This window comes from Legionella steigerwaltii, from assembly GCF_001468065.1.
GTDB lineage: Bacteria > Pseudomonadota > Gammaproteobacteria > Legionellales > Legionellaceae > Legionella > Legionella steigerwaltii.
The window spans coordinates 1-15,166 of the sequence record NZ_LNYZ01000004.1 but is presented as its reverse complement, the minus strand read 5'-3'; the positions used below and the strand labels follow the sequence as shown (position 1 = coordinate 15,166).

Here is a 15,166-nt window from a genome sequence, read left to right as displayed (position 1 = left end):
ATCAAGATGTTAATCTTGAATTTGTTGGTTCATCAACAGATTAAAGTGCTTTGTATCTTTTGGCGCTACTTTTATAGCTTTTTTCCATAAAATGGATGAAAAACCAATAAGTAACAAACAGGCAATAATAAATAAATCATAATACAGGAGGGAACCATATTTTAATGAACTTGGAGGCGTAAAACTTACTACAATTGCAATTGCGATACCTATAAATCCAAAAAGGGAACATATAATAATTAACCAGTAAAAGCGCTTTTTCTCTTGCCACGCTAATCGTACAGCACCTGCAAACATGAACCCGTACATGAGCAAATACATTTGAGTTGCTAAAGTTATCATAAACCAGTATGAAGCGTTAATGCTCGGAAATAATAAAAAAAGAGTGCTTATAAATGAGACTCCACATGCTTGTATAAGCAAGAATTTAGATGCGGATTGATGCGCCGAATTAGTGAGCTCATTACTCGCAAATAAAAGACCTTTTAGTGGTGAGAGAAGCCAATTATTGGCACAACCAATACACCCAATAACTATTAAAATATTGACAATCAAACTTAAGTTGGCGAATTGAATTTGTGCAAAAAATGCTTGAAACAACTCGGGAACGCCACTAATAAGATTTAATTGTTGTGGGGCAAGAAGCAACGCTAAGGTCAATGAACCAAAGAGCATGGTAAAAAAAATAATAATTACAGATAGAGCAATGGCTTTAGGCAGAGCCCCAGGTTTACATTCTTGAGTATGAACCCCAGCAATTTCAATACCGCAAAAGGAAAGAATAATCGCGGTTAGAGATGCCCATGAATCCTGATGATGGGAAGGGGAAATGAGTTTTAGGGATTGAGGATAAAATATCATCTCAATAGCCCCTATAGTTAAAATTAAAATAAAAGGGAGCAATAGTCCGAATATAGAGCAGAAAACAGTCAGCCGATGAGACAAGTAAAACCCTTTTATGTTCACCCAAGTCAAGCACCAGATAAGGAGATTGATTAGGGTAAACAGAAGTATTTTATTTTCAACAAAATTTGGGTTGATACAATATAAGAGTGTTCCAGCTATAAAGCTGAAGAATGTAGGATAAATAAGGACATTTTGCATCCATTGAAACCAAATGGCGATGAAGCCTGCTTTTTTGCCCAGACTTTTTTTTACCCATTCATAAATTCCTGCATGGGATGTGACGGAAAACCATCCTGCAATAATTGCACTGGGTAATAAAAAGAAAAATAAAGCCAGTCCAAAATACCAAAAAATATCTGCTCCAACTAATGCTGCAGCAGGCAAATTGCGAATGCTATCTACCGAACCAACGGTCATCAAGGTTAAACTAAAAATGGTTAGCTTTTTATTCATTAAAATCTCAATGACAAACAGCTTAAACCACCATCAACTTTACGAAACTCACTTACATCCACAGTAACGACATGAAAACCTGAACTGCGAACCATTTCTATAGCCTGATGAAAACCTTGAGGCATAATGACCGTATTATTGACCCTAATGCAATTCGCTGCATAAGCCTCATTATCACTAATAATTAATTGTTTCAATGACTTAAAGGCAGGATGATTAACTAATTCGCCATTGACGAGCACGCATCCATTTCCTAAATATGAAACCCCTGTTTTAAGATGTAGGAATTTTTTAAGTTCGATTAAGGTACTTTTATAGCCATACTGTGCCAATAAGGTGGCTAATTGTTGGGCGCCTTCTTGATTGGTACGTTGTGAGATCCCTATGTAAAAAACATCCTCAATTTGCATAACGTCGCCTGCTTCCAATGTTCCTGGAGCTTTTATTTTATAGGTGCGACCTTGATAAAAAGTTTGGACGCACGGCTCAATTAAATCTACTTCACCCTGTCTTGATCGAGCACCCGGTCGAGTTAGAATGGCGATTTTATCTGTAAGGAGCGCAGGATCTTCTACGAAACATGAATCAGGAAAATCATCTGCTGCGGGTAAGACAGTCACTTCCACACCACAGTTTGTCAGTGCAGTAATGTAATTTTGATGTTGTTCCAGGGCTTTTGCATAATCTGGACGACCCAATTCCGGGGTTGATGTTAATCCATGAATTAAGTTGGGCGATGGTGTACGTACAATTGCTTGTTGAAACATAATAATTCCCTTTGATAAATAAATGACACCGTATCATACGCCGATGGTCCCAAAACTCATATATCAAATCAAGAGGTATAAAAAAATTTTGTTATGTAAGCTACATTTTAGTCTTGTGGTCTTGTAGCCTGGGTGCAGCGACAGCGGAACCCGGGATTTACAGAATAGATTATCCCCGGGTTCCGCTGCGCTGCACCCAGGCTACAACGCACTACAATGTACTTCTAAAGAATCATTGCGAGAGGATTAGAGTCAATAATTTTAGATAGTAATCACTGCTGCGCCAGTAAACCGTCCATAACGAAGGTCATCAAGTGCCTGATTGACTTCAGTCAATGGATAAGTATGAATTTCCGTTTTAACAGGAATTTTTGGTGCTAATGATAAAAATTCTTCTCCATCCTTTCTTGTGAGGTTTGCAACAGAACAAAGAGTTCGCTCACCCCAGAGAATATCATAGGGAAAACTAGGAATATCACTCATGTGGATTCCAGCACAAACTACAATTCCACCTTTTATTGTATTGCGAAGTGCAAGTGGAACAAGTGGGCCAACAGGTGCAAAAATGATTGCGGCATCAAGAAGATGAGGTGGGGATTTATTTGAGTCTCCTGCCCATGTTGCTCCTAGTTTATAGGCAAATTTCTGAGCATGGTGGTCTCCGGGGCTAGTAAAGGCATATACTTTTCGCTTTTGATTTTGCGCTACCTGAATAAGGATATGTGCTGCTGCACCAAAACCATATAACCCTAAATGTTCGGCACTATTAGTTTTTAACAAGGCGCGATAGCCGATTAATCCAGCACAAAAAAGTGGTGCAGCTTGATAGTCAGCGTAACCATCGGGTATAGGGAAACAAAATCGATGGTTCGCGACACAATATTCTGCGAATCCTCCATCAATTTGATAGCCAGTAAAGCGAGCTTGGTCACAAAGATTTTCACGCCCTGATAAGCAAAACTGACACGCTTCACAACTTCCTCCTAACCAAGGAATCCCAATGCGTTGTCCAATTACAAAATTGGTAACTGAAGAACCAATTTTTTCAATAGTACCAACAACTTGATGGCCTGGAATAAGGGGAAGTTTGGGATTTTTTAATTCGCCATCCATAACATGTAAATCGGTGCGACAAATACCACAGGCATTCACTTTGACGAGCACTTCATTTTTTTGCGGAGCAGGTTTTTTTACGTTTTTATAGATCAATTTTTGCCCTGATTTCTCCAAAACCATTGCATGCATCATAATGATTTTTCCCTAATTGTTTTAATCTTCAAAATAATAGAATATCTATTAAACTGTAGACTAAAATAGTGAAACCTATTTTGCTTGACAAATTACTTTTGTATATCAAACTTATTTTGGTGTATTTTTTATTATTAATTGGAAAATTATATTGGACGGAGTCAATAACATGAATACATTGTTAAAATGGAAGAAAGGCAACCCAATTTCAATCGAGCATTCTCATAATCCCTTTTTAAACCTCCAACAAGAAGTTGATAAAGCATTTCGTGATTTTTATGATATGTTTGCATCCAGTAAGAGCTGGGACCAGTTTGAGAATCTGAATCTAATGCCTTCAATGGATGTAGTAGAAGATAAAGATCATTTTACCATTCAGATGGAAATGCCCGGCATGGATGAAAAAGACATTAGTGTGTCTTTTAGTGGTAATGTGCTCACTATTACTGGTGAAAAGACAACTTCTAAAAAAAATGAAAATAAAAAATATATATCTCGAGAAATTGGTTATGGTAAATATGAGCGTTCACTTTCCTTACCTTCAACAGTTGATATAGATAAGGTTAAAGCGAGTTTTAAAAAAGGGATGCTTTGGGTTGAGTTGCCTAAAAAAGCAGAAGCAAAAGGAAAATCTCGAGATATAAAAGTAGAACAAGCAAAATAAACATACAATAGCCCCATCGTCACTATGGGGCCCTTTTTTTCGCTTTGAATTCAATACTTTTTTTCAAAGCGGATTTTGCATCAATTTTTTTATGACAGGCATCCAAATGAGCTATATAGAAAATCACGTCTTTGATGAGTTAGTAATTGGTGAGTCAGCCAGTTTAATACGAACATTAACTCAAGAAGACATCGAGCTTTTTGCGGTTATGTCTGGAGATGTAAATCCAGCACATGTTGATGCAGAATATGCTAAAAATGATATGTTTCATAAAATCATTGCTCATGGAATGTGGGGTGCATCTCTTTTATCTACTGTTTTAGGAACTGAGCTACCCGGGCCTGGGACCATTTATTTAGATCAAACCTTAAAATTTGAACATCCAGTTGCTTTAGGCGATACAATTACTGTTACGCTTACAGTAGCGAATAAAATACCTGAAAAACATATTGTTGAACTTGATTGTAAGTGTGTGAATCAGCTGGGGAAAACGGTCATTAGTGGCCTTGCAACAGTTATAGCACCAACAACCAAAATTAAAAGAGTACGTGTTGAGCTACCGGAAGTAGAACTTAAACCCAAGCAAGAACATTGGTATCAGCGTTTAATTGCTGCGAAGAATGAATTAAAGCCTCTTAAAACAGCTATTGTGCATCCGGTAGATGTACTATCACTTAAAGGCGCAATTGCTTCTGCTGAAGAGGGATTAATTACACCAGTTCTTGTTGGACCGAAACAAAAAATTCTTGATGCAGCAAAAGAAGCCAACATAGATATTTCAGCTTATGAGCTCGTTGCCACAGAACACAGCAATGAAGCTGCTGAGATTGCAGTTAAACTGGCTGCAACAAAAAAAGTTGAGGCAATCATGAAGGGGAAAATTCATACCGAGGAGCTGATGAAGCCAATTGTTGCCAAAGAAAATGGCTTGCGAACGGGGCGCCGTATGAGTCATGTATTTTCTCTGGATGTGCCTAATTATCCAAAGCCGATTTTTTTAACTGACGCAGCAATTAATCTTTTCCCTAATTTAAAAGAGAAGTGTGACATTGTACAAAACGCGATCGATTTATTCCACGCACTTGGATTGGGTACCCCTAAGGTTGCGATTCTTTCTGCGGTTGAAACTGTAAATGAAAAAATCCCATCCACACTTGATGCGACTGCACTGTGTAAAATGGCTGAGCGTGGTCAGATTACCGGAGGGGTTTTAGATGGTCCATTAGCATTTGATAATGCGATTTCCATGGATTCAGCACGTGAAAAAGGCATTTGTTCCCCAGTTGCAGGTAATGCAGACATTTTAGTTGTCCCAGATGTTGAGTCAGGTAATATGCTGTACAAACAAATGACTTATTTATCAGGTATTGAAGCTGCAGGGATGGTATTAGGGGCTCATGTTCCGATTATCCTTACTAGCCGTGGTAGCGATGAGTTATCGAGAAAAGCATCATGTGTTATGGCTTTATTGTACGTACGAAGAAAAAATAATGAAATTAAATCAACTTGATGAAGTGATTCTGGTCATTAATGCAGGATCTTCCAGTATTAAATTTAGCCTTTTTATTTCTTCTTTAACATTAATTTATCATGGTGAAATAGAAAGTATTTTTGATAATCCACAAATTACGGTTTCTAATGCAAAACATGAGCAAATTGTTAAAAAATCCATTTCATCATCGGGTTATGAATCTTTGTTAAGTTATTTATTTGAGTGGATTGCTCATTTACCAACTCATTATATTTTAAAAGCGGTGGGACATCGGGTAGTTCATGGAGGGCGTTTTTTTGATCGTCCCATTTTAATCAACCCAGATTCCATTAAAAAATTATCCTCCTTAAATCCTTTGGCACCACTTCATCAACCACATAATGTTGCCATAATCGAAAGCATTTTGAAACGTTACCCTGATTTGTTACAAGTTGCTTGTTTTGATACTTCATTTCATCAAACTCAAGATAAACTGGCCACTCTTTTTGCTATTCCTAGAGAATTAAGTGAAGAGGGCATTGTTCGCTACGGATTTCATGGTATTTCTTACGAATACATTGCTTCAGTATTACCTGAGCCAATAAAAAACAAAAAAGTAATCGTTGCTCATCTTGGTAATGGTGCAAGTATGTGCGCTATGGAGCATGCTAAAAGTGTTACAACCTCTATGGGATTTACTGCATTAGATGGATTAATGATGGGAACCCGCTGCGGTGTGATTGATCCTGGAGTAATCTTGTACCTGCTTCAAGAAAAAAAACTATCGGTAGAAGAAGTAAATACCATTTTATATAAAAAATCAGGTCTTTTGGGGGTTTCTGGAATCAGCGGTGATATGCGTGAACTGCAATCAAGTAAAGAAACCAACGCTGTTGAAGCGATTGAATTATTTTGTTATCGAGCTGCACGAGAATTATGTGCTTTAGCCAGTAGCTTACAAGGCTGTGATGCGATCATTTTCACTGCCGGAATAGGCGAACATTCAGCACCAGTCAGAAAAAAAATATGTGAGCGCTTGGTTTGGCTGGGTGTTATGTTGGATGAAAGCGCAAATATGAGGAATGCAGCAGTGATTAGTCATACTCAAAGCAGAGTATTTGTGGGTGTTATTCCTACAAATGAAGAATATATGATCGCAAAACATACTTTAAATGTAGTGTTGGACACATAAATTATCTGGAGTGTTATTTATGTTTCAGTGGCTTTTAAGAGTGCTTTTTGTAATTTCAGGATCAATTGCGAGCTGGTTCGTTGCGCATGATGAACTGAAGTTCCCTATAGTTCAAATGGTCATTACAGTCATCTTATTTACCCTTATCATAGGGATTATTGCTTTTTGGTCTGAACTAAAAAATTGGTTTAAGCGAATTGGAAAAGATCATTAATTGAAGAGGTGAATTGAAATTTTATTTTCACAATCGCCCCCATATATCAATAAAATTGATAGGTTGAACGGACTAATCCTTTTTAGGTCCTTGAGGTTCTTCATCGGTGATTTCCTCAATTACAGGTCCTACTCTTTTCACGTTTGGCAATGATGCAATTGTTTCAGTTATAAATTTCGTAATTCCTTCTATATCATTAACTGGAATGGTACTTGGAACATGGGAAAAAACATAGGTATTATCACTGGCAAATGCGTCATTAATTTGCTCCAATAAACCTGACTGGGCTAATTCCTCTGCTTCATGTAATGTAATCACCCTACCTTCAGGGGGAATGAGCCCCATATCTATGTTTCTTCTATTAACTAAATCAAATTCCTCTTTAAGATAATTATCATGGGCTACAAAACCCGTTTTAATCGCACAAACTCTAGGCTTATAATCTGGATTTTCAAAGCTGATTTCATGCAAAGGAGTTTTTATGCTCGTCCATTTCCTTAATATTTCACCAGGAATCGTTAATAAATGAATTGATTTTACATCGTGCATTCCTAAGCCGACATAAGTTTTACCAAAATTGCTAATCATGGTGATTTCTGTGTTTTTTGCTGTTGTTTCCGTAACATCAGATATACCTTGGAAATTTGTTGTGTCGGTTGCACGTTCATCGCCTTCTTTACGCTGATGGTAGCGTTGATATAACTCAGGATGGGTTCCTAGCAATTCTTTAGGGTCAATAAAAAAAGGTGGAAGATTGGTTTGTATTATGGCTCCATTACTGGGTATTATTGAACTCATACTGGCGTAGGTACCACCAAGCAGTAATGATGGGGTTAAACCAAGAAATCTTGAGCTATTATTAGCTACAACATGCTCAGCAATATCAAAGTGATCTTGTTTTTTTTGCTTAGGCGAACTAATGAATTTTGTATTACGGAGGATGTTCGTTAACTCTGCAAGACTCATTCCTCTATAAATAAATCGACCTTTGTTTTGTTTTTCTATTGATTCCGCAATCCTGGGGAACGTATCATAACTTGTCGAGAACATTTTTTTGAATGATTCAAAGTATTTGGGGATTGAAGGAATTGTTGTCGTATGCCACTTTTCTTTCTCGACAAACGATAATACTCTTCTGGGATATTCACTTCTATGCTTATGACCTCTATGTTCATGCTTAGATACTTGTCCAAAAAATGTTTTTGTTTTCATATCGCATACTCCGGATTCATTTAAGGCATAGGTTACTGCATAGACTATATGATTATAATTATAACATATAGGTGAGAATTTAAACGTAATGGATTTGCAAGCATGAGTGAATGGGAGTAAATTATTGAAAGTAAAATGAAATAATACAGGGGAAAAATTGATGAAAAAACAACATGCCCAGAGATTCTTGTCACTGGTAGCAGAGTCTAAGAAGCGGATTAAAGAAATAACACCTAAAGTATTAAAAGAAAAAATTGAGTCAAAAGAACCTATGTTTCTTATTGATGTACGCGAGCTTAATGAATGGGAAACAGGTTATATACCAACAGCAATGCACTTGAGTAAGGGAATCATTGAACGAGATATCGAAAAGAAAATCCCTAATTTAAATGATCAGGTTGTTGTTTATTGTAGTGGAGGATTTCGGTGTGCGCTGGTTGCCGAAAGTTTGCAAAAAATGGGATATACCCATGTATATTCATTAGAGACTGGATTACAAGGCTGGCTTGATGAGGGTTATTCTTTACAAAAATAAACCCGGTTTAATTTTCTCTTCTTATCCTCTCTCTGGAGGGGATTATATGTTGTACTAAAATAGAGCGTTTCTTGTAAGCGCTTTTATTATAAAAGTTTCAGTGCTTAGCATATTTAAAGTTGATTGTATAAGTATTATTCCAATGCCAATTTCTTCCTTGACTTGTAGTAATGACAAAAGAACTCACTCTTTTTTCATTTAATTTATTATTTTTTTCATAGAGCATTGAAAATTCAGTCGTATTTTCAATAAGTGGCGTGAGAAGAAAGGTGGATTTTGCCATATTTGCAATAAGTCTGTAACGCTTTGTAGTGCCATTTCCTAGTTTCAAAGTGATTTGTAATTGTTGAGGTTTAAAAAAAATAGTTGCTAAAGTACCCCAAATAGTAGGTTTCAAATCAATATTAACAAACAGAAGTCGTTTCTTGGGTAACCTGACTTGCTCACCCAGAGTATGAGACTCGCTTTTTAACAAAGTTAGATTTATTGGATGGGAGTGCTTTTTTTTATGAAGAAATAGAAAATTATGTGTCAACTGAGTTGGTTGATAATTGGTCAATAATAAAGACCAACTCGCCCCATCTTCCAGAGAGGGGACACGTTGATCAATGGGTTCAACATTAAGAATAACATTATCAGGACTATGTTTTCCCTGAAGATGCTGTTTATTTTTTTCGGCTAAGCTTAGATTAAAAACAGAATAACTCTGAAATACGGGACGTGGTGACCAAATATTTTGCGAAGAAATTAAGTACGTTTGATTGTATGAATAAATATCAGTAGTCCCTTGTAAAATAGGGATGGCCGCTTGTTCACGTAAGAAATTCATAGTAAGTATAAAATTTTTTTTAAGCCAATCGGGATCATGTACTCTGCTTTTTAGCCCATGCCAGGCAGCGGAATAAGAAGAGATGAAGTTATCTCGAATTGATATACGGGTATAGTGGCTATTCATATAATACCAACTATTTAAGGAGACCAGGATGAGCAGAAAGCTGGCCCAAGAATTAAAAATAAAGGGTAAAAATAGCGCTGCAAGCAAAACAGAAGTACCAGGTATAAAGGCATGGCCTAAATGACGGGTAAAGCCCGTTTTAAAAGAAACAAATAAAAAAGCAAAATAAATCCCCAGTAAGAATATTTTCGCACCCTTTGATATGTGTTTTTGCCAGGAAATAGCTAGGAAAATTAATATACAAGTAAGTAGATAGAGAATTACTTCGTTCATATTCCCACTCGTAGACATTGCTTCAGTAAAGCCTGATGCGATACGGAGTGTACTTATTAGGTAATCAGGTAAGGAGGCGAGTGGTTGTCTTGCTGCAAGCCAAAACGTAATCAGTGATACTAAAGGGGAGGCAACGCAAATCAATGCAAGTTTTTTTTCATCGTTGGTGAAAAAAAAGATAACGCATAAAAAAAGCGTAAGAATACAAAGAATGAGCATAGACCCCTTGATGAGCACAAGTAAGCCAAATGGGGTAAATAGAAAAAAAACAAGCAATAAAAGATAATTATTTGCGAGCATATCACGATTTTCTGTGGACATTATTTTGAAGCTCATTAATCCTACAAGTAATGGATATGAAAAAAATAATGAGTCTCGAGCATACATCATGCCTAAAAGTGGTACGCAATAAATAATAAACCAGTACCATTGTTTTCCTCTCATTAAAAAAAGCAGACAGAGCCAGTAGGATACGGCTAAGCTAAGACATCCGGTAATCATTAGGAAATCTGTAGCTGGATGATAAGTTTTTGTATAAAGAGATGAATAGGGCCCTAAGGTAAATATTATCTCTCGACCAAATGCTAATCCTTGGGCAACTGCTTGATTTAGGCCAAGGGCCCATGAAGGGTCAATTCCCGGGGCTGGCATTTTGGGGGAGAGAGGGATAAAAACGCACATGATAACCAGTAACAACATCAGTTTGCTTAGAAAATCAAACAGCATATTTGTTTTTTTGAGTACAATGATCCTTGGCGTATTACTCAACTTAAGCATCCATAATGCAAATTTTAGGGTAGTGTAACTTATTTTTATATTCAAGAGTAAGTTGGATACTAGGTGATTACCCTGAATATTGAACATAAAACCTGTTTTTGTAGCCTGGGTGCAGCGCAGCGGAACCCGGGATAAGGATTATCCATTTACTAAGAACCCGGGTTCCGCTGCGCCGACCCAGGCTACTAGATCTATGAGAGGCTAATAAAGTTTTTCTAAAAAAGAAGGGTCAGCCCTAAAGAAACAGTATTAGAGATATCTGGCGTGGAACTTTCATCTTCGAGTGTTTTAAACGCTCCATAATCATGTTCGTTTTCATATTCAACAAACACACTTACACCAGGTATAAGACGATAATAAGGTCTTACGGTATAGCGCATTTGATTTAAGCCACTGCCAATTTGAGCATTAACAACTGTTTTAGTCGCTAAAATGCTGCGAATTCCTGTTCTGATTAAAAAATTATTAGTAATTTGTGTATCTCGCGATAATTCGATATCAAATTTAACACTACCACCATAAAAGTATGTTCTTATATTGGTATCAATAAAAAAAGGCATTAATCCTTCCAGACCGACACCTGCTTGCCAATAAGGTCGATTGGCAGGTTGATTAAAATAGTTTGCGCCACCTTTGATGGCCCAAAATTGACTGATTAAATGCCAGTAAAAGATATCAATATCTGCGTTTTCTACCACCCCTTTATAAATTTCAGCATCATTAGTAAATAATTCCAGTTTGTTATAATCAGGACCAAACATGCCTTTGTAGGTAAGACGCTGTGAATTGTGGAAAGGATCTGCACCTATATCTAGAAAAGTTGCTAACCAAAAGCCTGCACCATGCGCCATTGGGTGCTTTACTAAATGTAAGTTAATTGGCTTAATTGCTTCGTCAACTCGTATTATGGGACGATTATAGAAAGAAGTGTCTTTAACAATATGTTCCGGTTTAGCCTTGCCTTCAGCTATTTCAATTATAGTCGTATATTGGAAGACCCGGTTCATTCCAGTCATCATATGATAAAGCATATGACAATGAAAAAACCATTGGCCGCTTGCATCAGTATCTACATCGGCAGTGATTGTTCCTCCTGGTGGAATATCGAGCGTATGCTTCAAAGGATCAAAAGCATCTTTTCCAGAGCGTACAATAAACCAATGACCGTGTATATGCATGGGATGATGCATCATGGATGGATTGGTAAATACAAAGCGATAACGCTTACCCGTTTTTAATGGAATAGGTTTCGCTTTATAACCAGGTACTCCGTTGACAAACCAAATGTATTGACCCATGTACCCAAATAATTCCAAATTAATGACGCCCTCTACAGCTTTATTGGGATCATTAGTTGGGACTGAGGCAGTTAAATCGCGATATTTTGTTTCTAATGAGGTCATATAGGATGAGTTGGAAGGGGCTATTGTATCTTTAAATCGAGTGGGTTCAGTAGGCATTTTCATATTCATGGAATGTCCCATATGCATACCATGATCCATTTTTATCATACGTTTTTGTTTTGTGGAGTGTGGGGCATCTTGTTTTTGCTGACTTATAGGTAAGTTGCCTTGATACATACCCCCCATCATGATGTTCATCATTTCTTGAGTAACAGGGATAGGTTCGGGGAACGGTTTTACTTGAGCATAGTTGACTGTTTGATTTGGAGCTGTTTTTAAAGCACCATAAGCAGCGCCTACAGTATCTTTTGAACCTGCATAAATAATATAAGGTTTATTCTTTTCTATTTTCACTAAAACATCGTAGGTTTCAGCTGGTGAAATGGATAACTCTTTAACAGAATAAGGTTGCACGTCGTTTCCATCAGCTTGTATAACACTCATAGTAGAACCAGGTATTTTGATACGGAAGATTGTACTACTTCCGGCATCGATAATTCGTAAACGGACAATGTCGCCTACTTTGACTGGTGCAGTCCATGGGTTGTCTTTAGGATGGCCATTCATTAAAAATGCATCAAAGGCGACGTCGCTAATATCGTAAATGCCCATGCGCATTTGCTGCATGCTTTTATAATCATCGAGAAGGTTTTGTCGCTCATTTTTTGATGCTTTTTGGTAATCATGGAGAAATTTTGTTAGGGATGGCTGTAGTGGGAAACGAGGTGCGTAATAATCCCCGGATTTTTTTAGATTAGCTAACACTTGTTCTGGCTTGGTATTAATCCAATCCGATAAAACGACTACATAATCTTTAGTATAAGCATAATGAGGTGGTATTTTAGGGTCAATTAAAAAAGCGCCATACAAACCCTGTTGTTCTTCTAAACCCGCATGTGCATGATACCAATAAGTACCTGATTGCTTTAAAGTAAATTGATAGTGAAAAACACCGCCTGGAGGAATTTCAGTTTGAGCAACACCTTCTACACCATCCATTTGCCAAGGAACCAACACCCCATGCCAGTGTATCGCTGTTCCTTTATCAAGATGATTGTAAACATTGATAGTTACTTTATCACCTTCTTTAAAATGTAAGGTGGGGGCAGGGATTTGATTATTTACTGCAATAGCCTTAGCGGGTTTATTAGCAAAGTAAACTGTTTTATAACTAATGTCCAAGTCGACGACTTTATTTGCTGCGAATGTAGCGAATGAAAGCAACAATAAAACCAGACAAGATAAAGCAAGCAAATAATATTTTTTATGCTGTAAATCATAAATATTTTTTAGCATGATGTATTCCATGACTATCAGGTTGATGTTCGGTGCTTAAACCTAAGCCTAAGGTTTTATAAACCTGTACAATATCCTGCAGAACAAGAAACTGCTGATTCGCCAGGTTGTAGTTGGTTTGGAGTGCAGTCAGACTCGTAGTTAAGTAACTTGAATCATCAGCAAGCCCACTTTTATATTGTGCGGTGGTGATTCTTAATTTATCTTTAAATAGTGCAGATTGATGTTGGTAAGATTGCAAGGCTAGATAGTCTTTTTGATAAGATGATAGTGCATTATCCACTTCGCTAATCGAATTAATTACTGTATTTTTATAATTCAAAAATGCGGCTTCAAACTGATATTTGGAGCGCTTGTATTCGCTCATTCTTAAGCCAAAATCAAAAATTGGTTGTAAGATGTTGGTTCCGTAATTCCAGAAAACACTTCCACTCGAAAGAAAGTTCTTTAAATTAGGACTAGAAAATCCATAATTGCCCGTTAAATTAAATGAAGGCAGAAAATTAGCTATATTTTGTTTTTCAAGATAACCATAAGCAACGACTTGATAAAATGCTCCACGAATGTCTGGGCGCCTGCTAAGAACAGCGGAAGGTATATCTTTTGGTACTAGTCCTAAGAAAGATCGGTTAGTGAGTAAGCTATTGATTGGAAAATTAAAATGTTCTGGATATTGACCTAACAAATAAGCCATTGAATTCAATAGAATTATTTTTTGTTTTTCAAGACTGCTTATATTGATTTTTATCGATTCTATTTGAATTTTTACATCATCAATGGATTGGGCATCAACAAGACCTCCCCTAAATTGGCTCGCAGTGAGTTTTAACTGTTCGTTAGAAAAATAAATTTGCTGTCGTAAATTGGCTAAATTTGTATTTAAAGCAACTATTTGGAAATAGGTATTTACTACATCACTGATTAAGGTCAGTTTAATCACATCACTATTTGCGGCACTGACCACAGTATTCGCCTTGGCCTGATTGACGCTGTTGTGAATTTGATTCCAAACATCAAGTTCATAACTGGCTGATAAAAAACCTTCTATGGAAGTAAAAGGACTTGAGAAATTTCGCAATGGAACTGATGGGTTATTTGATCCCAAGTTATTTGCAGTGCCAAAGGTATTAATAGCGTTCCGTGATAGTTTGATACGCGTTGCATCAAAATTTAGGTTCACTTGTGGTAGGAGGGCAGAGGCTGCTTGCGTCACATAAGTTTGTGAAATTTGAATGTTTTTGATCGCAATTTGATAATTTAAGTTTTCTTTTAATGCCCAAGCGACCAGTTGATTCAATTGATTATCATGAAAATTGTTCCACCAATCATCTTTTAGATTTTTATTAGTGATTTTGACAGGAATTTTAAAGTGCTTTGGTACTTCTAAAGGAGCGATTTTCGGTTTTTGATATAATGTGCACCCATTTAATATAAATAAAATTAAAAGGAAAAATAATGATTTTATTTGTTTCATTTTTTTCCTTTAATGTAAATATCAACTAGTTGTCCTGGGAAAATATTGATGTCATCAGGTTTAATAAATTTGAATATCACAGGCAGGACTCTTACATCAACTCGTTCCGTTCTCTCATTTGAGAGTTGGATATTCGGTATCAAATAGGGTTGAATTTTTATGAACTTGAGTGGAATTCCTCTATTGGATATTCCACGCACAAACATTGTCGCTTCAAGATGAGATGAGCTTGGTAGTGTGGGAACTATTACCCTGGCGTCTAAAAGTTGATTATTCCCATGCAGCATATTTAGTCTCATTTTTCTTAAAAAAATTCATAATTTTAA

Annotated in this window: 13 protein-coding genes; 5 read left to right on the top strand and 8 right to left on the bottom strand. The window is 36.7% G+C overall.

Features of this window, described 5'->3' with window-relative positions:
• Positions 1-9: 9 nt before the first annotated feature.
• From Lstg_RS03100 to Lstg_RS03090, 3 genes are all read right to left on the bottom strand, one after another.
• Positions 10-1,359 carry an APC family permease gene (locus Lstg_RS03100; protein ID WP_058476209.1) on the bottom strand — a complete coding sequence of 450 codons (1,350 nt, stop codon included), beginning with the start codon at positions 1,357-1,359 and terminating at the stop codon, positions 10-12.
• A complete protein-coding gene (locus tag Lstg_RS03095) occupies positions 1,359-2,126 on the bottom strand; it encodes a dimethylarginine dimethylaminohydrolase family protein (protein ID WP_058476208.1) in 768 nt (255 codons plus the stop codon). The genes Lstg_RS03100 and Lstg_RS03095 overlap by 1 nt, the downstream gene beginning before the upstream one ends.
• 261 nt (positions 2,127-2,387) lie before the next feature.
• Positions 2,388-3,371: a zinc-dependent alcohol dehydrogenase family protein gene (locus Lstg_RS03090; protein ID WP_058476257.1), complete on the bottom strand. Its 984-nt coding sequence runs from the start codon at positions 3,369-3,371 to the stop codon at positions 2,388-2,390.
• A gap of 172 nt (positions 3,372-3,543) precedes the next feature.
• Here Lstg_RS03090 and Lstg_RS03085 point away from each other — a divergent pair, with 172 nt between their 5' ends.
• The 4 genes from Lstg_RS03085 to Lstg_RS03070 all read left to right on the top strand — a co-directional run bounded on the left by Lstg_RS03085 (position 3,544) and on the right by Lstg_RS03070 (position 6,915).
• A complete protein-coding gene (locus Lstg_RS03085; RefSeq protein ID WP_058476207.1) occupies positions 3,544-4,038 on the top strand; it encodes an Hsp20/alpha crystallin family protein in 495 nt (164 codons plus the stop codon).
• A gap of 106 nt (positions 4,039-4,144) precedes the next feature.
• Entirely contained in the window at positions 4,145-5,548 is a 1,404-nt protein-coding gene (locus Lstg_RS03080) for a bifunctional enoyl-CoA hydratase/phosphate acetyltransferase (protein ID WP_058476206.1), read from the top strand.
• A complete protein-coding gene (locus Lstg_RS03075; RefSeq protein ID WP_058476205.1) occupies positions 5,529-6,701 on the top strand; it encodes an acetate/propionate family kinase in 1,173 nt (390 codons plus the stop codon). Before Lstg_RS03080 ends, Lstg_RS03075 begins: the two co-directional genes overlap by 20 nt.
• 19 nt (positions 6,702-6,720) lie before the next feature.
• The gene (locus Lstg_RS03070; protein ID WP_058476204.1) at positions 6,721-6,915 is read left to right on the top strand and encodes a hypothetical protein; all 195 of its coding nucleotides are present in this window, start codon (positions 6,721-6,723) and stop codon (positions 6,913-6,915) included.
• A 72-nt stretch (positions 6,916-6,987) separates the two neighbouring features.
• Here Lstg_RS03070 and Lstg_RS03065 read toward each other — a convergent pair whose 3' ends face one another.
• Entirely contained in the window at positions 6,988-8,127 is a 1,140-nt protein-coding gene (locus Lstg_RS03065) for a hypothetical protein (RefSeq protein ID WP_058476203.1), read from the bottom strand.
• Between the two features lie 160 nt (positions 8,128-8,287).
• Here Lstg_RS03065 and Lstg_RS03060 point away from each other — a divergent pair, with 160 nt between their 5' ends.
• A complete protein-coding gene (locus Lstg_RS03060) occupies positions 8,288-8,662 on the top strand; it encodes a rhodanese-like domain-containing protein (RefSeq protein WP_058476202.1) in 375 nt (124 codons plus the stop codon).
• Between the two features lie 97 nt (positions 8,663-8,759).
• On the opposite strand, the gene Lstg_RS03055 is transcribed toward Lstg_RS03060, so the two are convergent.
• The 4 genes from Lstg_RS03055 to Lstg_RS03040 form a co-directional block, all read right to left on the bottom strand.
• Complete coding sequence (locus Lstg_RS03055; RefSeq protein WP_058476201.1) at positions 8,760-10,667, bottom strand: hypothetical protein; 1,908 nt, start codon at positions 10,665-10,667, stop codon at positions 8,760-8,762.
• A gap of 215 nt (positions 10,668-10,882) precedes the next feature.
• Positions 10,883-13,366, bottom strand: coding sequence for a multicopper oxidase domain-containing protein (locus tag Lstg_RS03050; protein WP_058476200.1), 2,484 nt, complete (start codon positions 13,364-13,366; stop codon positions 10,883-10,885).
• Positions 13,347-14,840 carry an efflux transporter outer membrane subunit gene (locus Lstg_RS03045; protein WP_058476199.1) on the bottom strand — a complete coding sequence of 498 codons (1,494 nt, stop codon included), beginning with the start codon at positions 14,838-14,840 and terminating at the stop codon, positions 13,347-13,349. Before Lstg_RS03045 ends, Lstg_RS03050 begins: the two co-directional genes overlap by 20 nt.
• The gene (locus Lstg_RS03040) at positions 14,837-15,127 is read right to left on the bottom strand and encodes a hypothetical protein (RefSeq protein ID WP_238585360.1); all 291 of its coding nucleotides are present in this window, start codon (positions 15,125-15,127) and stop codon (positions 14,837-14,839) included. The genes Lstg_RS03045 and Lstg_RS03040 overlap by 4 nt, the downstream gene beginning before the upstream one ends.
• Positions 15,128-15,166 lie beyond the last annotated feature (39 nt).

What these genes read in the sequence shown, in the direction of transcription:
- Lstg_RS03070 (WP_058476204.1), top strand. Translation starts at nt 6,721, where the DNA reads ATGTTTCAGTGGCTTTTAAGAGTGCTTTTTGTAATTTCAGGATCAATT.
- Lstg_RS03045 (WP_058476199.1), bottom strand. Translation starts at nt 14,840, where the DNA reads ATGAAACAAATAAAATCATTATTTTTCCTTTTAATTTTATTTATATTA.
- Lstg_RS03085 (WP_058476207.1), top strand. Translation starts at nt 3,544, where the DNA reads ATGAATACATTGTTAAAATGGAAGAAAGGCAACCCAATTTCAATCGAG.
- Lstg_RS03055 (WP_058476201.1), bottom strand. Translation starts at nt 10,667, where the DNA reads ATGCTTAAGTTGAGTAATACGCCAAGGATCATTGTACTCAAAAAAACA.
- Lstg_RS03100 (WP_058476209.1), bottom strand. Translation starts at nt 1,359, where the DNA reads ATGAATAAAAAGCTAACCATTTTTAGTTTAACCTTGATGACCGTTGGT.
- Lstg_RS03065 (WP_058476203.1), bottom strand. Translation starts at nt 8,127, where the DNA reads ATGAAAACAAAAACATTTTTTGGACAAGTATCTAAGCATGAACATAGA.
- Lstg_RS03060 (WP_058476202.1), top strand. Translation starts at nt 8,288, where the DNA reads ATGAAAAAACAACATGCCCAGAGATTCTTGTCACTGGTAGCAGAGTCT.
- Lstg_RS03080 (WP_058476206.1), top strand. Translation starts at nt 4,145, where the DNA reads ATGAGCTATATAGAAAATCACGTCTTTGATGAGTTAGTAATTGGTGAG.
- Lstg_RS03095 (WP_058476208.1), bottom strand. Translation starts at nt 2,126, where the DNA reads ATGTTTCAACAAGCAATTGTACGTACACCATCGCCCAACTTAATTCAT.
- Lstg_RS03090 (WP_058476257.1), bottom strand. Translation starts at nt 3,371, where the DNA reads ATGCATGCAATGGTTTTGGAGAAATCAGGGCAAAAATTGATCTATAAA.
- Lstg_RS03050 (WP_058476200.1), bottom strand. Translation starts at nt 13,366, where the DNA reads ATGCTAAAAAATATTTATGATTTACAGCATAAAAAATATTATTTGCTT.
- Lstg_RS03075 (WP_058476205.1), top strand. Translation starts at nt 5,529, where the DNA reads ATGAAATTAAATCAACTTGATGAAGTGATTCTGGTCATTAATGCAGGA.
- Lstg_RS03040 (WP_238585360.1), bottom strand. Translation starts at nt 15,127, where the DNA reads ATGCTGCATGGGAATAATCAACTTTTAGACGCCAGGGTAATAGTTCCC.